22 protein-coding genes, 1 tRNA gene and 1 pseudogene are annotated in these 24995 nt (G+C 70.4%); 8 read left to right on the forward strand and 16 right to left on the reverse strand.

Going from position 1 to position 24995, the window contains the following annotated elements:
• From VGJ24_RS18495 to VGJ24_RS18505, 3 genes are all read left to right on the forward strand, one after another.
• The coding region (locus VGJ24_RS18495) for an N-acetylglucosamine-6-phosphate deacetylase (RefSeq protein ID WP_331502118.1) at positions 1–911 on the forward strand (911 nt) is incomplete at its 5' end.
• A gap of 52 nt (positions 912–963) precedes the next feature.
• Positions 964–2847 carry a glycoside hydrolase family 3 protein gene (locus VGJ24_RS18500; RefSeq protein WP_331502119.1) on the forward strand — a complete coding sequence of 628 codons (1884 nt, stop codon included), beginning with the start codon at positions 964–966 and terminating at the stop codon, positions 2845–2847.
• Positions 2848–3089: 242 nt separating this feature from the next.
• On the forward strand, positions 3090–4700 hold the full coding sequence (locus VGJ24_RS18505) for a beta-N-acetylhexosaminidase (protein ID WP_331502120.1): 1611 nt from the start codon (positions 3090–3092) through the stop codon (positions 4698–4700).
• Positions 4701–4768: 68 nt separating this feature from the next.
• On the opposite strand, the gene VGJ24_RS18510 is transcribed toward VGJ24_RS18505, so the two are convergent.
• From VGJ24_RS18510 to VGJ24_RS18530, 5 genes are all read right to left on the reverse strand, one after another.
• Positions 4769–6562 (reverse strand): S9 family peptidase, encoded by a 1794-nt coding sequence (locus VGJ24_RS18510; RefSeq protein WP_331502121.1) that lies wholly within the window; start codon positions 6560–6562, stop codon positions 4769–4771.
• A 36-nt stretch (positions 6563–6598) separates the two neighbouring features.
• Positions 6599–7177 (reverse strand): AAA family ATPase, encoded by a 579-nt coding sequence (locus tag VGJ24_RS18515; protein ID WP_331502122.1) that lies wholly within the window; start codon positions 7175–7177, stop codon positions 6599–6601.
• A 44-nt stretch (positions 7178–7221) separates the two neighbouring features.
• Positions 7222–7593: a thioredoxin gene (trxA, locus tag VGJ24_RS18520; RefSeq protein WP_331502123.1), complete on the reverse strand. Its 372-nt coding sequence runs from the start codon at positions 7591–7593 to the stop codon at positions 7222–7224.
• Between the two features lie 107 nt (positions 7594–7700).
• Positions 7701–8096 (reverse strand): VOC family protein, encoded by a 396-nt coding sequence (locus VGJ24_RS18525; RefSeq protein WP_331502124.1) that lies wholly within the window; start codon positions 8094–8096, stop codon positions 7701–7703.
• A complete protein-coding gene (locus VGJ24_RS18530) occupies positions 8093–8869 on the reverse strand; it encodes a methyltransferase domain-containing protein (protein ID WP_331502125.1) in 777 nt (258 codons plus the stop codon). The genes VGJ24_RS18525 and VGJ24_RS18530 overlap by 4 nt, the downstream gene beginning before the upstream one ends.
• A 96-nt stretch (positions 8870–8965) precedes the next feature.
• Between VGJ24_RS18530 and VGJ24_RS18535 the strand changes: the two genes are divergently transcribed.
• Complete coding sequence (locus VGJ24_RS18535) at positions 8966–9460, forward strand: MarR family winged helix-turn-helix transcriptional regulator (RefSeq protein WP_331502126.1); 495 nt, start codon at positions 8966–8968, stop codon at positions 9458–9460.
• An 82-nt stretch (positions 9461–9542) separates the two neighbouring features.
• On the opposite strand, the pseudogene VGJ24_RS18540 reads toward VGJ24_RS18535, so the two are convergent.
• The 6 genes and pseudogenes from VGJ24_RS18540 to rsmI form a co-directional block, all read right to left on the reverse strand.
• Positions 9543–11349: pseudogene (locus VGJ24_RS18540) on the reverse strand (ABC-F family ATP-binding cassette domain-containing protein).
• On the reverse strand, positions 11342–12265 hold the full coding sequence (locus VGJ24_RS18545) for a 4-(cytidine 5'-diphospho)-2-C-methyl-D-erythritol kinase (protein ID WP_331502127.1): 924 nt from the start codon (positions 12263–12265) through the stop codon (positions 11342–11344). Before VGJ24_RS18545 ends, VGJ24_RS18540 begins: the two are co-directional and overlap by 8 nt.
• Positions 12262–13116: a 16S rRNA (adenine(1518)-N(6)/adenine(1519)-N(6))-dimethyltransferase RsmA gene (gene rsmA / locus VGJ24_RS18550; protein WP_331502128.1), complete on the reverse strand. Its 855-nt coding sequence runs from the start codon at positions 13114–13116 to the stop codon at positions 12262–12264. The genes VGJ24_RS18545 and rsmA overlap by 4 nt, the downstream gene beginning before the upstream one ends.
• 118 nt (positions 13117–13234) lie before the next feature.
• Positions 13235–14434 (reverse strand): transglycosylase family protein, encoded by a 1200-nt coding sequence (locus tag VGJ24_RS18555; protein ID WP_331502129.1) that lies wholly within the window; start codon positions 14432–14434, stop codon positions 13235–13237.
• Positions 14435–14622: 188 nt separating this feature from the next.
• Complete coding sequence (locus VGJ24_RS18560; protein WP_331502185.1) at positions 14623–15495, reverse strand: TatD family hydrolase; 873 nt, start codon at positions 15493–15495, stop codon at positions 14623–14625.
• Between the two features lie 16 nt (positions 15496–15511).
• The gene (gene rsmI, locus VGJ24_RS18565; RefSeq protein ID WP_414691117.1) at positions 15512–16378 is read right to left on the reverse strand and encodes a 16S rRNA (cytidine(1402)-2'-O)-methyltransferase; all 867 of its coding nucleotides are present in this window, start codon (positions 16376–16378) and stop codon (positions 15512–15514) included.
• A gap of 95 nt (positions 16379–16473) precedes the next feature.
• On the opposite strand from rsmI, the gene VGJ24_RS18570 reads away from it, so the two are divergent.
• Positions 16474–18204, forward strand: coding sequence for a dolichyl-phosphate-mannose--protein mannosyltransferase (locus tag VGJ24_RS18570; protein WP_331502130.1), 1731 nt, complete (start codon positions 16474–16476; stop codon positions 18202–18204).
• A 40-nt stretch (positions 18205–18244) separates the two neighbouring features.
• Here VGJ24_RS18570 and VGJ24_RS18575 read toward each other — a convergent pair whose 3' ends face one another.
• Positions 18245–19840 carry a fibronectin type III domain-containing protein gene (locus VGJ24_RS18575; RefSeq protein WP_331502131.1) on the reverse strand — a complete coding sequence of 532 codons (1596 nt, stop codon included), beginning with the start codon at positions 19838–19840 and terminating at the stop codon, positions 18245–18247.
• A 172-nt stretch (positions 19841–20012) separates the two neighbouring features.
• Complete coding sequence (locus VGJ24_RS18580; protein WP_331502132.1) at positions 20013–20981, reverse strand: aldo/keto reductase; 969 nt, start codon at positions 20979–20981, stop codon at positions 20013–20015.
• Positions 20982–21028: 47 nt separating this feature from the next.
• Here VGJ24_RS18580 and VGJ24_RS18585 point away from each other — a divergent pair, with 47 nt between their 5' ends.
• Positions 21029–21271, forward strand: a complete 243-nt coding sequence (locus VGJ24_RS18585) for a hypothetical protein (RefSeq protein ID WP_331502133.1) — start codon at positions 21029–21031, stop codon at positions 21269–21271.
• A gap of 277 nt (positions 21272–21548) precedes the next feature.
• Positions 21549–22904 carry a helix-turn-helix transcriptional regulator gene (locus VGJ24_RS18590; RefSeq protein WP_331502134.1) on the forward strand — a complete coding sequence of 452 codons (1356 nt, stop codon included), beginning with the start codon at positions 21549–21551 and terminating at the stop codon, positions 22902–22904.
• 7 nt (positions 22905–22911) lie between these two features.
• On the opposite strand, the gene VGJ24_RS18595 is transcribed toward VGJ24_RS18590, so the two are convergent.
• Positions 22912–23055 (reverse strand): hypothetical protein, encoded by a 144-nt coding sequence (locus VGJ24_RS18595; RefSeq protein WP_331502135.1) that lies wholly within the window; start codon positions 23053–23055, stop codon positions 22912–22914.
• Positions 23056–23693: 638 nt separating this feature from the next.
• On the opposite strand from VGJ24_RS18595, the gene VGJ24_RS18600 reads away from it, so the two are divergent.
• Positions 23694–23936: a DUF3263 domain-containing protein gene (locus tag VGJ24_RS18600; protein WP_331502136.1), complete on the forward strand. Its 243-nt coding sequence runs from the start codon at positions 23694–23696 to the stop codon at positions 23934–23936.
• 64 nt (positions 23937–24000) lie between these two features.
• Here the strand turns inward: VGJ24_RS18600 and VGJ24_RS18605 are convergent.
• Both VGJ24_RS18605 and VGJ24_RS18610 read right to left on the reverse strand, forming a co-directional pair.
• A tRNA-Ala gene (locus VGJ24_RS18605) sits at positions 24001–24076 on the reverse strand.
• A 101-nt stretch (positions 24077–24177) separates the two neighbouring features.
• The gene (locus VGJ24_RS18610) at positions 24178–24951 is read right to left on the reverse strand and encodes a hypothetical protein (protein ID WP_331502137.1); all 774 of its coding nucleotides are present in this window, start codon (positions 24949–24951) and stop codon (positions 24178–24180) included.
• Positions 24952–24995: the final 44 nt, after the last annotated feature.

Raw genomic sequence — 24995 nt, forward strand, 5'->3', positions numbered from 1 at the left:
CCACGATGCTGGCCAGCCTGGTGAGCGCGTCGTCCCCCGACCTCGTCGCGGCGATCGCGGCGATCTCCTCGATCGCCGGGACGGGGTCACCGGTCGTCGGCTGCCACGTCGAGGGGCCCTTCCTGGATCCGGCGCACCGGGGCGCCCACGACCCCGCCTCCCTGCGCCTACCCGGGCTCGACGAGCTCGGCACCTGGCTGGCTGCCGGTGTCGACGACACCGGTCGCCCCACGGTCCGGATGGTGACGCTCGCCCCGGAGCTGCCGGGTGCCGCCGCGGCCGTCGAGCTCCTCGAGCGGTCCGGGGTCGTGGTGGGCCTCGGCCATACCGGCGCCGACGCCGCCGTCTTCGGAGAGGCCCTGCGGTCACTGCGCAGACCCCTGGTCACCCATCTGTTCAACGGCATGGAGCCGCTGCACCATCGCCACCCAGGCCCGGTCGCCGCCTCCCTGGATGCGCTGGCCCGCGGGGCCACGCACGTGGAGCTCATCGCGGACGGCGTGCATCTCGCCGATGAGACGGTGCACCTGGTGTTCGCGGTGGACCCCGGGCGGCACGTCGTACTCGTCAGCGATGCGATGGCGGCCGCCGGGATGCCGGACGGCGACTACGAGCTCGGGTCGGTACGCGTGCGGGTCGAGAACGGCCGGGCGTGGACCCGCGCCGATCCGCCGTCGCTTGCGGGAGGCACCTCGCACGTCGCCGACCTGGTCCGCCGCTGCGTGGTGCGGGCCGGCGTCGATCCGGTCGCGGCGGTGGCCGCGGCCAGCACCACACCCGCCGCCCTGCTCGGCCTGGACGACCGCGGCAGCCTTGCGACCGGTCTGCGCGCCGACCTCGTGGTACTCGACCGCGACTGGAGGGTCCGCCGGGTGGTGCAGGGGGGCGACTGGGTCCGGGTTCCAGGCTAGTGTCGTCTCGTCCTTCATCTCGGGGGGCAGGCAAACGAGCCCGGAGGCGCCTGTGTTCGCTCGGTCAGCATCCACCACCCACCACACCCGTACATCGCTCCGGCTGCTGGTCATCGGCCTCTCGATGGTGACGGCCGCGACGTTCGGTCCGACCGCGGCCACGGCCGGAGGTCCCGGACATTCCGGCGACGCGCCGTACCGCGGCAAGGTGATCTCCCTGATGCGGCACATGACGCTGGAGCAGAAGGTCGGCCAGCTCTTCGTCATCGAGGTGGCAGGTCGCGACGCCGACAACGTCAGCGACGCCGCCAAGACCGTCAACCAGCGGCTGTACGGCGTCGACACGCCCGCCCAGGCGATCGCGAAGTACCAGCCCGGCGGCGTCATCTACTACACGACGCGACAGGCCTGCTCCGGTTGCCCCAGTGACGACAACATCGGCGATCCCGCCCAGGTCGCCACCCTGTCCAACGGGCTCCAAACCGCATCGCTGGCGCAGCCTGCACACATCCCGCTGCAGGTCTCGGTGGACCAGGAGGGGGGCGCGCTCGTCGCCCGCTTCCTCGCCCCGGCGACGCAGATGCCCGGCAACATGGCGCTCGGCGCGGGCCGATCGGCCCAGGATGCCTACGACTCGGCGAAGGTGATCGGCGAGGAGCTCAAGTCGGTCGGGGTCACGCAGGACTACGCGCCGGTCTCCGACGTCAACATCAACCCCAACAACCCCGTGATCGGGATCCGCTCCATCGGGGGCGATCCGGATCTGGTCTCCCACCTGGCCTCGACGCAGGTCAAGGGCTACCACGCGGGCGGGATCTCCGCGGTCGCCAAGCACTTCCCCGGCCACGGCGACACCGGCGTCGACAGCCACTTCGGCCTGCCGCAGGTCACCCACACTCTGGCGCAGTTCCACGCGATCGACCTGCCGCCCTTCGAGGCCGACATCGCAGCCGGCGTCGACACGATCATGACCGCCCACGTGGTCTTCCCGGCGGTCGACCCGTCCGGCGCGCCCGCGACGATGAGCCACAAGATCCTCACCGGCGTGCTCCGCGACGAGCTCGGCTTCAAGGGCCTCATCGTGACCGACGCGCTCGACATGGCTGGCGCCACGTCGACCTACCCGCCGGACGTCGCACCGGTCCAGGCGATCCTCGCCGGCGCGGACCAGCTGCTCGTCCCGCCGCAGATGGACACGGCGTACGCCGCCGTGCTCGACGCGGTCCACAGCGGCGTGATCAGCAAGCAGCGGCTCGACGAGTCGGTCTACCGGATCCTTCTGCACAAGTACCAGCACGGCATCTTCCAGCACCCGTTCGTCGACCCGGCCGTGGCGCCCACCGTGATGGGCGCCCCGGACCACCTCGCCGCAGCGCAGGCGATCACCGACCGCACCACGACGCTGGTGAAGAACGACAGCGGCCTGCTCCCGCTCGCCGCCGGTCCCCGCCAGGTGCTCGTGGCCGGCTGGGGCGTTGGTACGACGCAGACGATCGCGAGCGCGCTGGCCGCGCGAGGCGCGACGACACAGGTCCTCGAGTCGGGCACCACCCCCTCGGCGACCGCGATCGACAAGGCGGTCGCAGCGGCGCAGGGTGCCGACCTCGTGGTGGTCTCGACCAACAACGCCTACGCCGTCGACGCGACCACGGGGCAGCCGACGGCGGCCGCCGCGGCGCAGACCCGGCTCGTGCGGGCACTGCTGGCGACCGGGAAGCCCGTCGTGGTCGCCGCGATGCGCAACCCGTACGACGTCGCGTCGTTCCCTGAGGCGCCGACGGTGGTCGACACCTACGGTTACACCGCTGACCAGGTGGAGTCGCTCGTGCGGGTGATCTTCGGCGAGGTGAACCCGACCGGCCTGCTGCCGGTCTCGATCCCACGCGCGGACGGCGCTGGTGAGCTGTTCCCGTTCGGCCACGGCCTGCGCTACTGATGACGGACCTGTCGCAGGACGGCGCAAAGCCCACCGCAGAGGTCCGCGTGAGGGCCGATGAACGCCCTTGTCGTCAGAGCGCGCAGGGGTGTAGACCGAGAACGATAGGAAAACGCACAGCTTCCGGGTAGCCGTGCACCTTTCCGCTGCTCGGAGCGGAAAGGACACTCATGCCTCGGCGCCGTCGCAGCACCCGCCTGATCGCGTCCATCCTCGCAACAGCCGTGGGGTACCTCGTAGCCATGTCCTCGTCGCCACCGGCGTCGGCCGCACCGAGCGCCGCGCCACAACTGGTGCCTGAGCCCGTCTCGACGGCCGTCGGCACGGGCGACTTCACCATCACCAGACACACGCACATCGTCGCCAAGCCGGGATCCGCTGCTCGGGTCGTGGCGGAGGATCTGGCGGCGTACCTGCGCCCGGCGACCGGATATCCACTGCCGGTCGTGTCCGGTCCCGGAGGTGACCGCGACATCCGGCTCGCGCTCGGCGACGCGCCCGAGCTGACACCCGGTCAGACAGCAGAGGGGTACGTGCTCGACGCGGGCCGAGATGGTGTGAACCTCGCGGCCGACACGGCACATGGGCTCTTCAACGGCATCCAGACCATCCGGCAGCTGCTGCCGGCTCGGATCGAGAGCCCGACGACGGTCCCGGGACCGTGGACGATTCCGTCGGTGCACATCGTGGACTACCCGCGGTACGCCTACCGCGGGTTCATGCTCGACATCGCCCGGCACTTCCAGACGCCCGAGACGGTGATGCGGCTGATCGACGAGGCATCGGCGTACAAGATCAACACCCTGCACCTGCACGTCAGCGACGACCAGGGCTTCCGGATCGTCATCAACGGCTTCCCGAACCTCACTGACATCGGTAGCCAAGGATCCGTCGGCACAGATGGCCGCACGATGGACCCGGGCGGGTTCTGGACCCAGCAGGACTACAGAGGAGTCGTCGCGTACGCCGCAGCGCACTTCATGAGCGTGGTGCCCGAGGTCGACTCACCGGGCCACAACAACGCGATCATCATGTCCGAGTACGACGACACCACGAACCCGTTGCTGAACGGTCACCCGCAGGACATCAACTGCAGCGTCCACAACCCGCCGCAGTGGAACTTCATCGGCGATGTCGGCTTCAGCGCGATGTGCCCGGAGAGCGAGAACTCGTTCACCATCTACCACGCGATCATCAGTCAGCTCTCGGCGATGTCGACGAGCCCGTACTACCACCTCGGCGGCGACGAGGTGCCCTCGACCGTGCTGGACCAGGACCGCTACGCCGCGTTCATCAATGCGGAGATGCCGCTCGTCACCGCCCAGGGCAAGATTCCGATGGGTTGGGCCGAGCTCGCCGGTCCTGGCACCAACCCGCCCGCCGGCTCGGTCGCGGAGTACTGGAACCCCGCGTCCGGCACCAGCCCGGACACGGCCACTGCCCATGAGGCGGTCGCCAAGAACATGAAGATCGTGATGGCACCGGCCAACCACGCCTACCTCGACCAGAAGTACGCACCGGACACGCCGCCGGACCTCGGCCTGACCTGGGCGTGCAACAGCGGGTGCGACGTCGACCAGTTCTACAACTGGGACCCGGGCAGCTATGTCACCGGTGTCACCGACCAGAACGTGATCGGTGTCGAGGGTGCGATGTGGGGCGAGACCGTACGCAACCTCAGCGAGGTGCAGTACCTGGTCTTCCCGCGGCTGATCGCCCTCTCCGAGGTCGGCTGGACCCCGCAAGCAGCGCGAGACTACGACGGCTTCCTGCCTCGGCTGGCCGCACAGGGACCGCGCCTGACCATGGCCGGGACCAACTTCTATCCGACCCCGAAGGTCCCGTGGGGCTGAGCTCCGGATCCGGGTCGTCCCCCTCAGCGGGTACAAGAAGATCCGCTGAGGCGGACGACCCGATCACGTCAGAGCAACTGCTGCTCCAGGAACTCCAGGGCGGCCGGGTAGGCGTCGAGGCGGTTGGCCCGCTTGGCGAGACCGTGTCCTTCGTCGTGGTACACCCGCATCTCGCAGGGAACGCCCTTCTCGTCGAGGGCGGCCTTGATCTGCTCGGCCTCCGAGAGCGGCACGCGCGGGTCGTTGGCGCCGTGGATGACGAACAGCGGAGAGACGATGTCGTCGAGGTAGGTGATCGGCGAGGCCGATACCAGGAACCCCCGGTCGTCGGCGAGCGAGCCGTACTCGCGCTCGCGGATCGCCCGGCGGTAGTCCGAGGTGTTCTCGAGGAACGTCACGAGGGACGAGATGCCGACGATGTCGACCCCCGCCGCCCACCGCTCGGGCTGCATCGCGACACCGGCGAGCACCATGTACCCGCCGTACGAGCCACCCCAGAGCGCGGACCGGCCACGGTCGAGCCCGATCGTCGGGAGCCACTCGTGGAGGGCGGCGAGATCGGCGACCGAGTCGAGCCGGAGCGCCACGTCGTCCAGTGACACCCAGCGCTTCCCGTAGCCGGCGGAGCCACGGACATTGGGCACGAGTACGTCGAAGCCGGCCAGCGCGAGCGCCTGGAACGTCGGGGCGAAGATCCGCGCCGCCTCCGCCTCCGGGCCGCCGTGGATGTGGATCACCGACGCCCCGCTGGTGTTGTCGGGCGCGGCGTACCGGAAGCTCGGGATCTGCTCGCCGTCCGGTGCCGGAACGCGGTGGACGGTCGGAGTCACCAGCCGGTCACGGAGCTCGCTCGGTACGCCGTCTCGACCGTCGACGAGCACGGTGCCGGCACCGGTGCCGGCGTCGACCCGCATGATCGAGCCCGGGTCGGTCGGCGTCACCGCGGTCACCGCGAACGCCGAGGAGTCCGGCGCCCAGACCACGCTCACCGGGACGATCGGATCGAGGTCGACGTCGGTCACGTGGATGCCGTCAGCCCGGTGCACGGCGAGGCTGTCTAGCCCGTCGACGTGGTGACCGACCACCATCAGACTGCCGTCCGGCGACAGGCGAGCCGAGACGTCGTGGTCGTCGGCCTCGACCAGGGACGTCCAGGTGCCGTTGGCGTCGAGGCGGAGTACGGCGTGGAACTCCCGCTCGTGGTCGGAGGTCAGCACCAGGGCCGCGTCGTCCGCGGTCCAGCCCGCCACGTGGTGATCGGCCTGCTCGTCGGGGTCGGTCACGCTGCGGGACCCGGTGCCGTCCGCCAGCACGATGCTCGTCGAGCTCGGCCGGAGACTGATCATCGTCACGGCGACCGACTTCTCGTCGTGCGAGACCTCGGTCGACGCGACGTACCCGCCGCCGTCGTACACGACCCGCTCCTCGCCGGTCGTCAGGTCGCGCACGATGACGTCCATGTCGACGTTGTTGCGGCGGTTCGTGGCGAAGACGACCGACGTCGCGGTCACGTCGAGCAGCGTGTTCATGTGCGCCTCGTCGCGCACGAGCGGGGTGAGGCCGTCGAGGCCGACCGGCGGCCCCGGGAGCTCCGTCAGATCGAGCGTGGACAGCTGGAAGTTCTCGTCGCCGCCCTGGTCGTGCTCGATCACCACCTGGCGCCGGCCGGGCACGTAGCGTCCGCGACAGCGCGAGGGCAGGTCGGTCAGCGGCGTCGTGCTGCCGTCGGGGGCGATCTCTACGAGCTGCTGGCTGCCGAGGTCGTCGTACCCGGCAAGCACCCGCCCGTCGACGTCGAGGTCGAGCGCGACCCAGGTACGGGTGTCGATGAGCAGTCGGAAGAGATCCGAGCAGGAGGTCACCTGGGGAGACTAGACGCCATCGCACTCACCGTTGTGTCAGCCGCCTGACGCTGCGACCCATGCCAGCACCTCCGCGGCCACCTCCTCCGGCGCACGGTCGGTGTTGTCGATCCGGAGATGGGGGAAACCTGCGATGACCTCGTCGCCGGGTGACGAGACGCCGGTGTTCATCTGGATCCGTTCGAGGTCGCGCACGTTGCCCTCGGACCACACCAGGTCGCGCTTCGACTTCTTCTCCGCCAGGCGGTACGGCGTGCGGTTGCGGTCGAGTCGGGTCTCGAGGTCGGCGTACAGCTCGACCATCACGATCCGACGACCCGCCTCGACGAACGGCGCGAGGTGCCGGCGCATGGCCGCTGCATCCTCGGGGAGGTCCAGCGCCCAGACCAGGGTGAAGACCAGGTCGATGTCCGCCGTGGCAGCTTCCTCCAGCACGCGCTGGCGGAACTCGCTCATCAAGGTCTGGAACTGCGGTGTCTCGAACTCGAACACGTCGAGGAGGGGCTCGATCACGTGGTGGTTGTGGAAGAGCCGGAAGTCGCTCGCGTCCGCGATCTCCCGGCCGACGGTCATCTTCCCGACCGCGGGCGGTCCGAACACGAAGAGCAGCGTCACGCGCCCAGAATCACCGATCGCCACCGGGCGGCGCGACCGGATTCTCAGGCCCGCTTGGCTTCCTGCTCCGCGACTTGCCGTCGTACGTCGTCCATGTCGAGGCCGCGGACCGCCGTGACCAGCTCCTCGAGCGCCGGCTCGGGCAGCGCCCCCGCCTGGCGGAAGACCAGGATGCCGTCGCGGAACGCCATCAGCGTCGGGATCGAGCTGATCTGGAGCGCACCCGCGAGCATCTGCTCGGCCTCGGTGTCGATGCTGGCGAACGTGATGTCACCGTGCGTCTCGGACGCCTTCTCGTAGACGGGCGCGAACATCCGGCACGGACCGCACCAGGATGCCCAGAAGTCGACCAGCACGATGCCGTCCTGGGTCACCGTCTGCTCGAAGGACTCCTCGGTCAGGGGAAGGGTGGCCATCACGAACCTCTCCGCCGGCTGCTCCGGCTCCATCACATGTGTGTCAGGGCCAACGCCCGGGACCGTCGCGGCATTCCGACGGCTCCGTCGTGGTGGCGCCCTGAGCGTCAGCAGGCGTCGGTCGGACGGACCTGGAGCACCTCGACCCGGTTGCCGGCACCGTCGTGCGTGTGGAAGCGCAGGTAGCCGTCGAACGTCTCGCGCTCCCGGTCGTCGACCCCGAAGCCGGCGGCCGACACGGAGGCCGCGACGGCGTCGAGGTCGTCCACCACGAAGGCCGGGTGGGCCTTGCGCGCAGGCAGGAACGGATCCTCGACACCGACGTGGACCTCCGCGGCGACCTCGCCCAGTGCGTCGTACGAGCGGAACCAGGCGCCACCGCGGCCGCGCAGGGCGACGGTCTTCTCGACCTCGGTCAGCCGCAGGGCGTCTCGATAGAAGCGGCGGGCGTCGTCCTCACCGCCGGGCGGGCAGGCGACCTGGACATGGTGGAGGGCGATCACGCGGCGGACACCTGGGCGACCACGAAGATCCGGCGGAAGGGCAGTACGACGCGGCCGTCGCGCTCGGGGTATGCCGCGCGCAGGCGTCGCTGGAACTCTTCCTCGAACGCCGGGCGCAGGTCATCGGGCAGCGCCTGCAGCGTCGGCCGGGCGCCGGTGCCGGAGACCCAGGTGAAGACCGGGTCGGGCCCGGTCAGGACATGGAGGTACGTCGTCTCCCAGGCGTCGACGGTGCAGCCCCGTCCGGCGAGCTCCTCGAGGTAGACGACCGGGTCGTGGCTGCTCGGCACCGCGACGTCTCGGGTGTGCTCGGCGTACGGCGCCTCGGCGGCGAGGTCGTGGCGGATCGTGTGGCTCGGCTCCTCGAAGTTCCCGGGCACCTGGAAGGCGAGCCAGCCACCCAGCCGCACCCGACCGACCAGACTCGGGAGCAGGTCGAGGTGGTCAGGGACCCACTGGAGCGTGGCGTTGGAGACCAGGACGTCGACCGGGTCGGCGTCGGAGGCCCACGCGCGCAGGTCGGCGACCTCGAAGACGATGCTCGGGTCGACTGTCCGGGCCTTCTCGATCATCTCCGGGCTCGAGTCGAGGCCGGAGACGTCGGCGTCGGGCCAGCGCTCGCGCAGCAGTGAGGTGAGGTTTCCGGGGCCGCAGCCGAGGTCCACGACCGACGCCGGTGCCGGAGCTCCGATGCGCGCCAGCAGCTCGACGAAGGCGCGGCCGCGCTCGTCTGCGTAGGTCAGGTAGCGGTCGGGATCCCAGGTGTGCGGCACGGCGCGCCTCCTCAATCTCTTGACGTCAAGATATCTCTGAGTTTCGTGAGGATTCACCTTGATGTCAAGATTCTCGACAGCCTATAGACTGGCGGTGTGCGCGACGAGGTGGACGAGCTGCTCGAGGCCTGGGGCCGCGAGCGCAGCGACCTCGACCTCGCGCCGGTCGCGGTGTTCAGCCGGGTGAGCCGGCTCGCGCGTCGGCTCGAGCTGGCCCGGAGAGACGCGTTCGCCGCCCACGGCATCGAGCAGTGGGAGTTCGACGTGCTGGCCGCCCTGCGCCGCGCGGGCGCGCCGTACGAGCTCTCCCCCGGGCGCCTGCTGCACGAGACCCTGGTGACCAGCGGCACGATGACGAACCGGATCGACCGGCTCAGCGCGCGTGGGTACGTCGAGCGCTACCCGGACCCTGACGACCGCCGCGGAGTCATCGTGCGGCTGACGACCGACGGCCGGTCGGCCGTGGACGCGGCGTTCGCGGCGCTCCTCGACGCCGAGCGCACCCTGCTGGAAGACCTCCCCGAACGCGATCGCACCCGCCTCGCCTCCCTCCTCCGCACCCTCCTCGCCCCGTTGAGCACCCCCCGTTGACCCGCCAGAAGTTCACGCCGTAGAACGCTGACCCGCCAGAAGTTCACGCGTACGACGGTCCGGCACCGCCGACGCCGGCCCATCACTCCAGCACCTCGGCCGCCTCGAGCCACTCCTCCTCGAGCTCTGCCCGCTCGCGGGCGAGGGCGGCGAGCCAGGCGCTCAGGTCGGTCAGGCGCTCGTGGTCCGCAGCGTGGGTGAGGACTTCGGCATTCAGCTCCGCCTCGCGGGCCGAGACCTGCTCGAGCCGCTTCTCCACCCGGGCCAGGGTCTTCCGCGCTGCGCGTTCCTCGGCGCTGCCTGCGCGGGCCGTGACCGGTGGCACCGCGTGAACTTCTGGCGGGTCGGCGCTCGTACGGTGTGAACTTCTGGCGGGTCAGCGCGTCTGGCGGTGAACTTCGGGCGGCTCGGCGACGGGAGAGGTACTCGTCCACACCACCGGGGAGCAGCGAGATCTGGCCGTCGTCGAGGAGGCCGTAGACCACGTCGGTGACGCGCTCGAGGAAGTAGCGGTCGTGGGAGACGACCACCAGGGTGCCGGGCCAGTCGTCGAGAAAGTCCTCCAGGACGTTCAAGGTCTCGATGTCGAGGTCGTTGGTGGGCTCGTCGAGGAGCAGCACGTTGGGTTCGGAGAGCAGCAGCCGAAGCAGCTGGAAGCGCCGCCGTTCGCCACCGGACAGGTCGCCGATCCGCGCGGTCAGCTTGTCGCCGGTGAAGCCGAAGCGTTCGAGCATCGAGCTGGCACTGATCTCACCCGTGGCGGTGCGGGTGACCCGACGGATCGACTCGATGGTCGGGAGGACCCGGCCCTCGGGATCGAGTACGTCGAGCGTCTGGGTGAGGTGCTGCAGCGACACGGTCCGACCGTGCTTCACCCGACCGACGCTCGGGGTCAGGGTGCCGTCGAGCAGTGCGAGGACCGACGACTTTCCCGCGCCGTTGACCCCCACGATCCCGACCCGATCACCCGGGCCGAGGCGCCACGTGGCATGGGACAGCAGCGTCCGGTCGCCGCGGACCAGGTCGACGTCCTCGACGTCGAACACGTCCTTGCCGAGACGTTGGGCGGCGAAGCGTTGGAGCTCGAGCCGGTCGCGAGGCGGCGGCTCGTCGGCGATCAGCTCCTCGGCGGCCTCGATCCGGAACTTCGGCTTGGCGGTGCGGGCCGGGGGTCCGCGTCGTAGCCAGGCGAGCTCCTTGCGGGCGAGATTGCGACGACGTACCTCCGACGCGGCGGCCTGCCGCTGCCGCTCGGCCCTGGCGAGCACGAAGGCCGCGTAGCCGCCCTCGTAGGAGTCGACGACGCCGTCGTGCACCTCCCAGGTGCGCTCGCAGACCGCGTCGAGGAACCACCGGTCGTGCGTCACGACCACCAGCGCGGACGGCAGCGTTGCGAGGTGTCCGGCCAGCCAGGCCACCGCCTCGACGTCGAGGTGGTTGGTCGGCTCGTCGAGGACGACGAGGTCGTGCTGGTGCAGGAGGAGCTCCGCGAGCGCGCAGCGGCGGCGCTCACCGCCGGACAGGCCGACGACGGCCCGGTCGAGCTCGATGCCGGCCAGCAGCTCGGTGACGATCTCGCGCGTGCGCGGCTCCGCGGCCCACCCGTGGTCCGGCCTTCCCGCCAGTACGGCGTCGCGGACCGAGTGGGTGTCGTCGAGGGCGTCGCCCTGGTGCAGATGGGCGATGTGGAGCCCCCTGACGGCCGACACGCGGCCGTCGTCGGGCGGCTCCTGGCCCGTCATCACCCGGAGCAGCGTCGTCTTGCCGTCGCCGTTGCGACCGACGATGCCGATGCGCTCGCTCGCGGCCACACCGAGCGACACCTCGGTGAGCAGCGGGCGCACGCCGTACGCCTTGGAGACCCGCTCGAGATTGACGAGGTTAGCCATCGGCCACCACGTGGGCGCCCGCGACCGGCCCGTGCGCGACGAGTACGACGCGCCTGTCGTCGGCGGCGGTGAGCGCACCCGCGACGGTGCGCGCGTGGTCGCCCGACTCGCAGAGGAACACGCACGTCGGGCCCGAGCCCGAGACCAGCCCGCGGAGGGCCCCGGCGGCGACGCCTTCGACGATGAGCCGGGCCAGGTCGGGACGCAGGTCGCACGCGGCCTGCTCGAGGTCGTTGTGCAGCGCCGCGGCCAGCCGGTGTACGTCGCCGCCGGCGAGCGCGCCGACCACCCCATCGGGAGGCGCCGGGACCTCCGGCGCGTTCGGCCGCAGCTCGTCGTAGTGCCGGTAGACCGCCGGCGTCGACAACCCCTCCTCCGACGGCACGACCACCCACCACCAGGTGCCGCGGTCGTCGAGAGGGGTGACGATCTCGCCGTGGCCCTCGCCGAGCGCGGATCCGCCCACCAGCGCGAACGGCACGTCACTGCCGAGCCCCGCCGCGAGCAGGATCAGGTCGTCGTCACTGATGCCGAGACCGTGCAGCCGGTCGAGAGCGAGCAGCGCCCCCGCCCCGTCGGCCGACCCGCCGGCCAGGCCACCGGCGATCGGGATGCTCTTGTCCACGCGCACGTCGGCCGTGACCGGCCGGCCGTGGTGGTCGGACAGCGCGGCCGCGGCCCGGTCGACGATGTTGTGGCCGGGTCGGGGCAGGTGGCTCGCGTCGATGTACGACGCGACGTGCGTCGCCACGGTCAGCCGGCCCGCCCCGGTCGACGGCAGGGCCACGGTCAGGTCGTCGTACAGGCTCACGGCCTGGTAGACGGTCACCAGCGTGTGGAACCCGTCGGCGCGCGGAGCACCGACGCCGAGCAGCAGGTTGATCTTCGCCGCAGTCCGCACGGTGAGACCACTCATGCCATGGCCTCGGCGATCCGGGCGAAGGCCTCGACCCCGAGCGACTCGCCGCGTGCCATCGGGTCGACCCCGGCCTTCGCCAGGGCCCGCTCGGCCGCCTCACTCGAGCCGGTCAGGGTCCGCAGCGCGCCGCGCAGCACCTTGCGACGATGGGCGAACGCCGCGTCGACGACCGCGAACACCTGCTCCCGGGTGGCCGTCGTCGGCGGCGGCTCGCGTCGGGTCCACGCCACGAGCCCGGAGTCGACATTGGGCGCCGGCCAGAAGACGTTGCGCCCGATCGCGCCCGCGCGGCGGACGTCGGCGTACCACGCCGCCTTCACACTGGGTACGCCGTACACCTTGGAGCCGGGTGGTGCGGCCAGCCGGTCGGCGACCTCGGACTGCACCATCACCAGCCCGCGCTCGAGGCTGGGCAGCAGCGCGAGCAGATGCAGGAGCACCGGCACGGAGACGTTGTAGGGGAGGTTCGCGACCAGCGCGGTCGGCGGCGGCCCGGGGATCTCGGTCACCCGAAGCGCGTCGGCGGCCAGCACCTCGCAGTGCCCGGCCAGGTCCGCGGCGTACGTCGCAAGCGTCGCCGGCAGCGCGGCGGCCAGCACCGGGTCGACCTCGATCGCCACGACCCGGCTCACCTCGCCGAGCAACCCCAGCGTCAATGACCCCAGCCCCGGCCCGACCTCGACCACCACGTCGTCCGGCTTCAGGGCCGCCTCGCGGACGATGCGACGCACGGTGTTGGCGTCGATCACGAAGTTCTGCCCCCGCTGCTTGGTGGGGCGCACGTCGAGCCGCGCGGCGAGTGCACGAACGTCCGTCGGCCCGAGCAGAGTCGGGCCGACGGACGTCATGGTGGCCAGCCTATTGGGGGGAACCAGGCTGACCGTCCGGTGACCGGAGGCGCGGAGAATGGTCCCGAGGGGGGTTCGGGACCCGGCGCGACCGCCCACCGAGCTCGCTATTGCGTTGTCAACGCGGAAGACCCAACGACGCCGCGCAGGCCGGCCAGGCGCCGTACCCACCACTGGCGTTGCGGATCTTGGTGGCGATGGCGATCTGGGTCAACCGCGAGGCATTGCTGGGAAGTCCACTTCCACCGTACGCCTGCCACGTGCCCAGCGAGAACTGAAGTCCGCCGTAGTAGCCGTTCCCGGTGTTGGTGGCCCAGTTGCCGCCGGCCTCACACTGCGCGAGCCGATCCCAGACGGTGTTGCCGCCGGCGAAGGCCGGCGCGACCGTCTTGGTGCCGACGCGTTCGATCTGCGCCACCGTGCCGCGCAGCACCTCCTGCGAGACCACCCGGCGGGCCACGAGGTGTCCGTTGCGGAACATGATCCGGTAGGTCACGTTGCGGAGACCGTCGCGGCCGCTGCGCACCACGGTGCTCGAGCCGCTCGCCATCGACGCGTCGTCGCGGGTGACCGTGGTGAACGGCACCGACTCACCGTCGACGTGCTTGCGGACGATGCGGATCCGGTCGAGGACGACCTTGTCGCCCTGGCTCAGCTGATGGTGCAGGCCGGGGTGGACGACGTCGTGCTTGCCGAGCGTGACGTCCAGCGCCTTCAGCGCCTGCCCGACCGTGTACGCCGGCACGGTCTTGTGCACGGCCTTCTCGCCACCGATCACGAACGTGAGCCGCTTCGGGGTCGCGATCGAGATCCGCAGCCCGTCGCGGGTGATGCCGGCGCCGCGGCTCACCGACAGGTGCGCGCGATCGAAGCTGCGGTTGATCTCTTCGAGCGCGCCGCGCACGTCCGTCGCGGTCACCCAGTACGTCGAGGTGTCACCGTCGACGTCCAGCTTCAGCGGCTTGCCGTAGCGGACCGCGATGCTCGTGCCGTCGTGGACGGGCTGGTCGACCGCCGGCGCGACCTCGTCGTGCGAGCGGAGAGAGATCCCCTGGTCCTTCAGGACCTGCCCCACGGTGTCGCCGCTGGCCGTCACGTGCTCGACCTGGCCGTCCACGTTGAGGGTCACGTCCTTGCCCATCGCTGCGTAGCCGACGGTGGTGCCGATCACCGCAGCCAGGGCGACCGCCCCGGCGGCGAGGAGCGCTGCCTTGCTCTTGCTGATGCGTGCGAACTTCTGGCGCACAACTCTCCAGACGTCGTACTTCCCGGGCCTCGGAACGGCGCCCGCTCCCACGAGGCACCGTGCGGTACTCATGGAAAAGGCTGCGCAACTGGTACGCAGCCCCGAACGCCGGTTTCGCGTGATGCACCCGATCCCGGCCAACAGCCACAGGACCATACGGAAGCCGTCGAGTCCACCCCAACTCCTCGGGTGGTCCTGTGACCAGGCTCTCCCTGTCCGAAACCCGCCAGGACGCGCTCGTCACCGGGTGGCTCCCGGCGTCACCACGGTCCGCCGAACGCCGCCTCGGTGTTGGCGTCGATCGCCTGGCACAGGGCACCCAGGTCGTCGCCGCGCACCTCGGCCATCGCCCGCACCGTCACCGGCACGAGGTACGACGCGTTGGGGCGGCCGCGGTACGGGGTCGGCGTCAGGAACGGCGCATCGGTCTCGACCAGGACGCGATCCATCGGCGCGACCGCGAGCGCGTCGCGCAGCGGCTGGGCGTTCTTGAACGTCACGGTCCCGGCGAAGGACAGGTAGGCGCCGCGGTCGAGACACGCCCTGGCGAAACGCGGGTTGCCGGAGAAGCAGTGCATCACCCAGCGCTCCGGCGGGCCCTCGGCGTCGATCACGTCGAGCACCGCGTCGTGGGCGTCGCGGTCGTGGATCACGAGGGTCTTGCCGAGCCGCTTGGCCAGGTCGATGTGTCGCACGAACGACGCGACCTGGGCTTCGCGACCCTCGGGCCCGGTGCGGAAGAAGTCGAGCCCGGTCTCGCCGACCGCACGCACCTGGTCGTGCGCCTGCGCCAGGCGCTCGATCTCGGCGAGCCCCTCGTCGAGCCGCCCGTCGGCGGCGAGCCGCGGCGCCTCGTTGGGATGGAGGGCCACGCCGGCGACCAGCGCGGCGTGGTCCTGGGCGGCCCGGACCGCCCACGCGGCCCCGGGCAGGTCGCAGCCGATCTGCACGATCCGGCGTACCCCGACCGTGCTCGCGCGGGCGATCGCCTCGCCGGTCTCGAGCCAGTCGCCGTCGGAGATGTCCAGGTGGCAGTGGTTGTCCACAACCGGATGCGGGAGCGGCTCGGGCAGCGGCGGACGCTCGCGGTCACGACGTTGCCCCTGCTCGCTCTCCACGGAACGGCGGCGCATCGGCCCGGCCGACGACTCAGGCATCGGGTCCTCCCACGCCGTGCACCGCGTCGTACACCGTCCGCTTCGGTACGCCGGCGCGTGTCGCGACCGCGCGGATCGCTTCCTTCCTGGTCACGCCGTTCTCCTCCTCGGCCGCCACCGCAGCCTGCAGCGACTCGGGGTCGGACGCGATCGAGCGGGCCGAGACCGCGCCGGACACGACGATCGTCACCTCACCGCGTACGCCGCCATCGGCCCAGCCGGCCAGCTCGCCGAGCCCGCCGCGGCGTACCTCCTCGTGGGTCTTGGTCAGCTCCCGGCACACCGCGCCCGGTCGGTCCGCACCGAACGCCACGGCCATGGCCGCGAGCGTCGCCGCCGTACGGTGCGGCGCCTCGAAGAACACCGAGGTCCGCTCCTCCTCCGCCAGCGCCGCCAGCCTGCGAGCCCGCTCGCCCGCCTTGCGCGGCAAGAAGCCCTCGAAGCAGAACCGGTCGACCGGCAAGCCGCTCACCGCCAGCGCGGTGAGCACCGCCGACGGGCCCGGCACCGCCGTCACCTGCACGCCGGCGTCGACCGCGGCTGCCACGAGCCGGTAGCCGGGGTCGGAGACACTCGGCATCCCCGCGTCGGTGACGAGCACCACGCGGTCTCCCTCCAGGAGACGCTCCACCAGTCCGGGGGTGCGAGACGCCTCGTTCCCCTCGAAGTACGACGTGACCCGGCCCTTGACCTCGACGCCGAGCTCTCTGGCGAGCCGCGCGAGTCGACGGGTGTCCTCGGCCGCGATCACGTCGGCGCCGGCGAGCTCCGCGACCAGCCGGGGCGGGGCGTCGGTGATCTGCCCGATGGGAGTCGCGGCGAGCACCAGCACCCCGGCGTGATCGGACGTCCTGGTCACCCCTCGATCATCCCAGCACACGCGGTCGTCCGCTCCAGTGGCCACTAGGGGTTCCTGTCAGGCGGACGACCCGACGGGCCCTACAGTTGCGGAGCGTGACGACCGGAGCAGCCGCGCCCCCCGAGCGCGGCCGGATGACCGGTCTGTCGCACGACGCCGACGGCGAGCCGGTCCCACTCGCCCAGGAGCGCGCCCGGCCACGCAGGCGCCTCGAGGACCCGTTCATCGGCTGGACCGCGACCCTCTCGATCACGCTGGTCTCGCTCTTCCTGCGGCTGTGGAAGCTGGGCACGCCGCACGCCTTCGAGTTCGACGAGACGTACTACGCCAAGGACGCCTGGTCGCTGTGGCACTTCGGCTACGCGCGCGACTACATCGACAACGACGGCGGCGTCGCCAACAAGCACATCCTCAACGGGCAGAGCACCCATCTGTGGAAGCCCGACGCCTCGATGGTCGTCCACCCCGAGGTCGGCAAGTGGCTGATCGGTCTCGGCGAGAAGCTGTTCGGGTTCTCCCCGCTCGGCTGGCGCGTCGTACCCGCGGTGATCGGCACGCTGCTGATCCTGGTGATGATCCGGTTCGTACGCCGCCTAACCGGATCGACCCTGCTCGGCTGCATCGCCGGACTGATCCTGAGCTTCGACGGCCTCGAGTTCGTGCTGTCGCGGCTGGCCCTGCTCGACATCTTCGTGGCGTTCTTCCTGCTCTGCGCGGTGCACTGTCTGGTGCTCGACCGCGACTGGTACCGCGCCCGGCTCGCTGCCCTGGTCCCCGGTCAGGTCGAGGACGACGGGTGGGGTCCGGTCAAGGCGCTCCTGTTCCGGCCGTGGCTGCTGGTGTCGGGGATCTGCTGGGGCCTGGCCTGCGGCAGCAAGTGGGAGGCGATCTATCCGCTCGCCGCCTTCGGAGTCCTGGTCGTCGCCTGGTGCGCCGGAGCGCGCAAGTCGTTCGGGGTCACCTTCGCCGGCCCGAAGTCGCTGCTGGCCGACGGAGTCCCGGCGTTCGTGCACCTGGTGCTGGTCGGCCTGATCGTCTACCTCGCGACCTGGACCGGCTGGCTGATGCATTCGTCCCAGTACGTCGAGTACCTCTCCGACACGCAGTACACCCACTACGTCTCCGGCGGCTCGGACTGCGGCAAGAACATCACCTTCGACAACTCCAAGCACTGGCCGACCGCCGGCCAGCCGGTCAGGCACGGCCTTCCCGGCCTCGTCCAGGGTCTCGAGTCGCTGTGGTACTACCACCGCGACGTCTACGTCTTCCACACCCAGTTCCTCACCGGGTGCACCCACACCTACGCCTCGCAGCCGCGCGGGTGGTTGCTGCTCAACCGTCCGGTCGGCGTCGACGCCGAGACCGGCATCAAGCCGGGCACCGGCGGCTGCGACGCCCCGCAGGGCAGCGACTGCCTGCGGCAGGTGATCCTGCTCGGCACACCGGCCGTGTGGTGGGCCGGGGTGCTGGCGCTGATCGCGTCGCTGTTCTGGTGGATCGGTGCGCGCGACTGGCGGTTCGGGATAGCCGTGGTCGGCGCGGCCTCCACGTGGCTCCCCTGGTTCCTGTACGACGGCCGGCCGATCTTCAGTTTCTACTCGATCATCACGCTGCCGTTCCTGGTGCTGGCGCTCACCCTGGTGATCGGGAAGCTGCTCGGTCCGTCCACGGCGCCGACGCCACGACGTACCGTCGGGGTGGTCGCCGCCGGCTCGTACGTCGTGCTGGTGATGCTGAACTTCGCGTGGTTCTGGCCGATCTACACCGACGCGCTGCTGACCCACGCCGAGTGGCTGCAGCGCATCTGGTTCTCCCGCTGGATCTGACGACCCCGCGCCCGAGCGCGGGGACCGCAGAAGCTCGCCGTCAGCGCACGGCGACGGTGAACTTGTGGCTGCTCGCCAGGCCGGGGTGACCGCCGTACACGACCTTGTACGTCGTCTTCTTCCTCGGCTTGACGGTGGTGTCGAAGTGGCCGCCGCCCTTGGTCTTGATCGTGCCGATCATGGACCACTTGCCGCCCTTCGGCTTCGCCCACAGCTGCAGCTTGCGCTTCGAGAGCTTCGCGTTCCGGTCGCTGCTCGACAGCTTCCCGCCGAGGTGCGCCCTGGTTCCGTGGCGGATCGCCTTCGGCCCCGACAGGCTGAGCTTGGTCGGGTAGAGCGTGTCAGTGCCCTTCGTCGACCCGCCGTTGCTCTCGGCGGCGACGGTGACCTTGTAGGTGTGGCCGTTCTTCAAGCCGGTGAGCATCGCGGACGTGGCGGTGGGGCCGACGTTCCTGACCACGGCCGGGCGACCGGCGGTCTTGGCGCTGACCTTGTAGCCGGTCAGCGGAGCCCAGGCACCAGGAGCCTTCGCCGCAGCCCAGGTCACCTTGCTCTGGCCGTCCCCGCCCTTGGCCGTGACGTTGCCCGGCGCTCCAGGTCGGCAGTTGCTGGTACTCGTGCGCACGCTGTTGGGGACCCCGGCGGTCACAGTGGTGCCGTTGACGGTTCCCGAGTCGCGGTTCCAGCTGCCCTGGAAGGTCGTGTTGGTCAGCGTGACGTTGACCAGCTTCGTGTTGGTGCTGAACCGCCCCACCGCGACACCGAAGGGGTCGCTCCCCGACGGGGCGTTGCGGCGGAACAGGTTGCAGTCGACGGCCGCCGTCGTCTTCGAGGTGCCCGCCGTGTTGTCGGCGGCGACCCCGAAGTCGGCGTCGTTGCCGGAGAAGACGTTGCGCTTCACCTCGACCCGCAGCGTGTGGTCGAGCTTCACGCCGGCGCGGTACACGCCGGCACCGGCTGGCTCGGCGCCGCTCAGGTTGATGTGGTTCTCGGCGACCGCGCCGTGCGCGAGATTCTCGACGAGGATCCCGGAAGCAACACTGCCGGCCCCGGTGCTGGGGTTCCCGATCGTCGACCGGAGGACGGTGAACCGCATCGAGTCCGTGACGTGGACCGCGGCTTGCTGGTAGCCCTTGATCGAGCTCCCGCCGTCTACCTTGACCTGGTCGGTGGTCGCGAACGTCGCGGCCAACCCCGTGTTCGCGATGGACACGCCGTAGCCGGCGGCGCCCGATCCTTGCCCACCGGTGATGGTCACCTGGTTGACCCGGCCCTTCGCGCCGTCGAACTGGATCACGTTGACGTTGCCGACGCCGCTGGCGTCGATGGCGAGGTGCCCGACAGTCATGGTGGCCGGCGTAGTGCCCGAGCCGGGCGCGTTCTTGATGATGGCGCCGGTCCACGCCCCGCCCGGGTCGGCCGTGATCGTGTGCCCGTTGCCGTCGATCGTCCAGCCGTCCTCGACCACCCACGTGTCCGTCATGGTGCAGTCGCCATTGAGGCTGTGTGTGTGCGTCGTGGTGTTGTCAGTGAAACTGCATCCGGTCTCGGCGTGCGCCGCCTCCATCGGCAGCAGCAGTCCGCCAACCGTGGCCGCGGCCGCGGCGACACCCAGGAAACGCCTGGTACGCATCATCGTGAGATCCCCCCATAGACATGTCTGGGCCACGCGTCCGCGAGAGATCACAAACCCCCAGCCCCCGTTGTGGTCCAAGGATCCGGGCGAGGCACGAGCGAACCAATAGTCCAAGCGGGCCAAGAACCCTGGCCCGTTCGGGCCACGTGGTCACCCGGCGTGCGCTGATGCCCTATCGGTGACCCGCGATCGCGTGCGGCACGTACCCGTCGCCGAGCCCGGCGACCTCGTCGTCGGTGAGCTCGAGGTCGACCGCGGCGACCGCGTCGGAGAGGTGCTCCGGGCTGGTGATGCCGACAATGGGTGAGGTGACCGCCGGCTGCGCGAGCAGCCACGCCAACGCCACCTGGGCCGGCGCGACGCCGCGACGCTCGGCGAGCGCGAGCACCTTGTCGACCACGGTCTGGTCCTCGTCGCGGTACAGCGAGGCACCGAACTCGTCGGTCTCCGACCGTGCGGTCTGCATGTCCCAGCGCCGGGTCAGCCGCCCGCGGGCCAGCGGGCTCCACGGGATGACGCCGACGCCCTGGTCCGTGCACAGCGGCAGCATCTCCCGCTCCTCCTCGCGGTAGATCAGGTTGTAGTGGTTCTGCATCGAGACGAACTTCGTCCAGCCGTTCCGCTCGGCGGCCTGCTGCATCTTGGCGAACTGCCAGGCGTACATCGAGGATGCGCCGAGGTAGCGCGCCTTCCCCGCCCTCACCACGTCGTGCAGGGCCTCCATCGTCTCCTCGACCGGGACCTCCGGGTCGAAGCGATGGATCTGGTAGAGGTCGACGAAGTCGGTCCCGAGCCGGGCCAGGCTGGCGTCGATCTCCTGCAGGATCGACTTGCGTGACAGTCCGGCACCGTTCGGGCCGGGGCGCATCCGGCCGTTCACCTTGGTGGCCAGGACGACGTCCTCGCGATCGGCGTGCTTCCACAACGAGCGGCCGGTGTACTCCTCGCTGGTGCCGGCGGAGTACACGTTGGCGGTGTCGAAGAAGTTGACTCCCGCGTCGAGAGCGGCCTTGATGGTCTGCTCAGCGAACGCCTCGTCCTTGGTCCAGGGGCGGGCCTGTCCGCCGTCGCCCCAACTCATGCAGCCGACCGTGATCCGCGAGACCTGAAGCCCGCTGTTGCCAAGCCTGGTGTACTCCATGCTTCCTCCTCGAGACGTGCCTGCTCCTCCACCCTGGCACGCCCGCGGTGAGGTGCTCAGCCCACCTCCGTGACCACCTCGAAGAGCACCGGCGAGCCCGGGAGGTCCTCCTGCTCGAGCGGCACGATCGGCTGCGCACGCTGGTCACCAAGATGTTCGCGACGAGGGAGACCTCACTGCCCCCGGGCGGCACGCGCCTCACCCGAAAGGACTACGAGGACCTCGTCTCGTCGTTGGCGCTGGTCTCGGCTGGGAGGCTTTCAGCGTGCTGCTCGACGTACGCGGTCTGACTCCCGGAGCCGCACGGACGCTCACGCTGCGCACGGCGGAGCCCGGGCCAGAGACACGTCACGCGTGCGTCGCAACGACGCACGCGTGACGCCTAGCCCCCCGGCCAAACACCGGCATTCTATCCGCGAGCGGTGCGACTGCCGACCGTGGAGAATCTAGTCGTTCGGTTGGTATGAGGTAGTCCTTTGGGACCAGTTCGGCCAAATTTGCCTCCAAAGATCGCCGACTTGTCAGATTTCTTGCCCAGATGGGCCATCTCTCGGTCACAATCGCGCTATGGACGTCCGGGATGCAGACCTGCTCAAGGAACTCGACCCCGCCGAGCTGGGCCAGAGGATCCGTGCTGCCCGCGTGGCGAGGGGGTGGACCCAGACCCAGCTGGCCGGCGGAGACGTCTCCGTGGGATACGTGTCGCGCATCGAGTCGGGGCAGCGTCGGCCGAACAGCCAGACGCTCGACGACCTCGCCGCGCGCCTCGGAGTGCCCACAGAACACCTGCTGCGCGGGGTCACCGCGCGCGAGTACGACGAGATCAAGCTCACCCTCGACTTCGCCGAGCTCTCCCTCGAGACCGGCGAGCACGTAGAGGCCGAGGTCCAGGCCCGTCAGGCGCTCGACCGTGCCAGCGTCGCCTCGCAGGACGAGCTCGTCTTCCGGGCTCACTACATCGTCGCCCGCGCCCTCGAGGGCCAGGGCAACCTCGACGACGCGATCCTCGAGCTGGAGAACCTGGTCTACTCCCGCAAGGGCGGTCTGCTGCGGATCAAGAGCGCGATCGCGATGGTCCGCTGCCTGGCGAACTCCGGCGACCTCAACGCCGCGATCGAGGTCGGCGAGCGGGTGACGGCCCAGCTGTCGGGATCGCACGTCGAGAGCTGCGATGAGGCCGTTCAACTGGCCGTGACCGTCGCGCTGGCCTACTTCAACCGCGGCGACGCGGGACACGCCATCCGGATGTGCCGCAAGGCGATCGTCAAGGCCGAGGCCCTGGATTCACCCATCGCGCGCGCCTCGGCGTACTGGAACGCCAGCGTCTTCGAGTCCGAGCGCGGGGCGGTGAGCACCGCCGTCCCCCTGGCCGAGCGAGCGCTCGCACTCCTCGCCGAGGGTCAGGACGCCCGAAACCTCGCGCGCCTGCGCACGTCCTTGGGTCGTATGCAGCTCGAGCTCGACCCGCCCGATGTCTCCGAGGCCAAGCGGCACCTCGAGAAGGCGGCCGAGGAGCTGGCCTGGTCCAGCGCCAGCCCGATCGAGATCGCGCGCAACAACATCTCGATCGCCCGTGCGCATTACCTCGAGTGCGACCTCCTGAGCGCTCGCGACATCTGCAACGAGATCATCGCCGCGGCGAAGGATGTAGCTCCCTTGCTCGCCGCCGACGCCGAGGCCCTACTGGGCCAGGTCGTGGCGGCGACCGGCGACGCCGACGGCGCCAAGGCGGCGTACCGTCGCGCGGTCTTCCTGCTGACGGGCGCAGGCGCAGACCCTCATGCGGCGCAGCTGTGGTTCGAACTCGCCGACCTCCTCGAGGAGATCGGCGACGTCGAAGCGGCGCGCGACGCCTACCGGAGCGCAGCAGCTGCCTCCGGGTTGCGTGCCCGTCCGAAGGTTCGGGCGGGAGTGCAGGTCTAGCTGCGGATCAGCAGCAGCCGTCCGCGACCCTGGACGAGGTCTTCGCGTGGCCGGCGTCGGCAACTGTCATCGGCGCAGTGGCGACGATCCCCAGCGCGGCGACGAAGGAAGTGGCCAGAGCGGCGAGCTTGATCTTGGTGTGACGTGCCATGTCAGTGATTCTCCCTGTGTGGTGCGGTTCGAGCTCCGGGAGAAGCATGGAGCACACCCTGGCAAATTTGGAAGTCTTGACAAGCACCCACGTGTCGTGTGTGGCGCCTGTGACCATCCCGCCAGAGCCCTCCAATGGCTCTCCTGAGCGTGTCTGAGCGTGAAATCCGGGGGCTTAGGTAAAAAGCGGATCAATTTCAAGAATCTGCTTCGCACGCGCGCGCGACGTGTAAACTTGAGTCAACATCAGATGGCAACCCCCCAGCCATCAGATGCCACCCATCGGATGGCAACCCCCCAGCCATCAGGTGGAGAAGCTCGCAGGCGCCAGCCCCCCAGGCCGAATGCGAGAAGCGAAATGGCTAAGGCCAATCGCGACCGGCCCCCCGCATCCGTGCGGGGGGTCCTTACATTTCCGGGACTTTTACCTTTTGACAAGGGCCGTCCGATAAACCAGCGATAACGCGGCTTACGGTGGGTTGGAGCTGGACTAGACCAGTTGGTCGGGTTCGGGCCGTTCGGCTGTGGCCAGACGGCACCTTGGGCCCGGTCCCGGTGAGGGCAACGGCGAGCGTCGCGGCCCGTTGATCACCCGACCGCCTTCGAGGCGACGAACCCTCGTGTGGCAGGCTCGCCGCCATGCTCGACGAGACCGCGCAACGGACGCTGGACCTCGAGTCCGGCTGGTGGCGGCACGCCGGCACGAAGGACTCAGCGATCCGCGCCCGCTTCGCGGAGGACCCCGCGACGTACTACCGGCGCCTCGGCCGGCTCCTGGACGACCCCGCGGCGGTCGCTTACGCGCCGGTCCTGGTACGCCGACTCCGCCGGCAGCGCGCTCGCCGGCTCGGATCCCGCTCCGGTCGCCGCCTCGCGGGCTGACCGGGGACCCGGGCAGAAAACAACACGACCGGGCCGTCGGCCGGGTCGAGAGAAGGTCACGTGATGGTGGAGCTGAGGGGACTCGAACCCCTGACCCTCTCATTGCGAACGAGATGCGCTACCAGCTGCGCCACAGCCCCAACGCGCCGCCTGGACCGATCCTCGACCAGCACGGCGACGCGAAGCGAAAGGCTAGCACCGGCGGTGAGGGCGTCCGAATCGGCCCGAGTCGTTCCGGTGGTCAGGATCCGACGGCCGCGTCGCCCGAGTCGTCCTTGCGCGAGGCCCGGCGTTGGACTCGGTCGGCGGCCTCGGCCTCACGGGCCAGGGCGGAGTCGGCCTCGGTCCGTCCGGAGGTCCAGACACCCGTCGAGTCGAGGTCGATCGTGCGGACGGCACGACGCGCCGCCGGCTTCGAGACGTACGTCGGGAGCGTCACCGGGACGGGATCCCACATGCTCGGGTCACGCTCGGTCGCGTCGGCCGACGACGCCTCGACCGGAGGGGTCTCCACGGCCGCGCCGGCCTCGTCGTCGGTCTCCGGGAGGACGACCGGGCGCCAGGCGCGCTCCCTCTTGACCATCAACCGGCAGGCGACCAGCCAGGCGACCAGCAGCCCCGCCGGCGCGGCGACGTACGTCCAGGCGATCCGGCCGTCGGCGCAGGCGCCCACCACACCCGCCAGCGCGACGAGGAGCAGGGTGAGCACACGGCGGCGACGCCTGGTGGCCCTGCGGGCGGCGTCGCGACGCTCGGCGTACTGCGCGGCGGGCGTAGCTGTGCTCGGCGAGGGCTTGGTGGTGACCATCGCCGCCGTGGCTCGCGCAGGCGTGACGACGAGCCGGGCCATCCGCGCGCTGACCGGTTCGCGGCGGGCCAGGACCCGCATGCTCTGGGAGAACCGGTCGATGGAGCGGCCCCGGACGACGTCGTCGTGGTGGCGAAGAGCCTTGGGGATTAGGTAGGCGGCCCAGGCGACGGCCAGAGCCACGAAGATGAGTCCGCTCAGGTCCACGACCCGACCCTAGATTCGCTGCCACAGGCGGCCGGGGATGTCAA

This window comes from Nocardioides sp. (genome assembly GCF_036493135.1).
Taxonomy (GTDB): domain Bacteria; phylum Actinomycetota; class Actinomycetes; order Propionibacteriales; family Nocardioidaceae; genus Nocardioides.

Bases quoted from the DNA above. Each gene is read 5' to 3' on its own strand.
- VGJ24_RS18580 (WP_331502132.1), bottom strand. From the start codon at position 20,981: ATGGAGTACACCAGGCTTGGCAACAGCGGGCTTCAGGTCTCGCGGATC.
- VGJ24_RS18555 (WP_331502129.1), bottom strand. From the start codon at position 14,434: ATGAGTACCGCACGGTGCCTCGTGGGAGCGGGCGCCGTTCCGAGGCCC.
- VGJ24_RS18595 (WP_331502135.1), bottom strand. From the start codon at position 23,055: ATGGCACGTCACACCAAGATCAAGCTCGCCGCTCTGGCCACTTCCTTC.
- VGJ24_RS18590 (WP_331502134.1), top strand. From the start codon at position 21,549: ATGGACGTCCGGGATGCAGACCTGCTCAAGGAACTCGACCCCGCCGAG.
- VGJ24_RS18600 (WP_331502136.1), top strand. From the start codon at position 23,694: ATGCTCGACGAGACCGCGCAACGGACGCTGGACCTCGAGTCCGGCTGG.
- VGJ24_RS18545 (WP_331502127.1), bottom strand. From the start codon at position 12,265: ATGAGTGGTCTCACCGTGCGGACTGCGGCGAAGATCAACCTGCTGCTC.
- VGJ24_RS18575 (WP_331502131.1), bottom strand. From the start codon at position 19,840: ATGATGCGTACCAGGCGTTTCCTGGGTGTCGCCGCGGCCGCGGCCACG.
- VGJ24_RS18505 (WP_331502120.1), top strand. From the start codon at position 3,090: ATGTCCTCGTCGCCACCGGCGTCGGCCGCACCGAGCGCCGCGCCACAA.
- trxA (WP_331502123.1), bottom strand. From the start codon at position 7,593: ATGGCCACCCTTCCCCTGACCGAGGAGTCCTTCGAGCAGACGGTGACC.
- rsmA (WP_331502128.1), bottom strand. From the start codon at position 13,116: ATGACGTCCGTCGGCCCGACTCTGCTCGGGCCGACGGACGTTCGTGCA.
- VGJ24_RS18560 (WP_331502185.1), bottom strand. From the start codon at position 15,495: ATGCGCCGCCGTTCCGTGGAGAGCGAGCAGGGGCAACGTCGTGACCGC.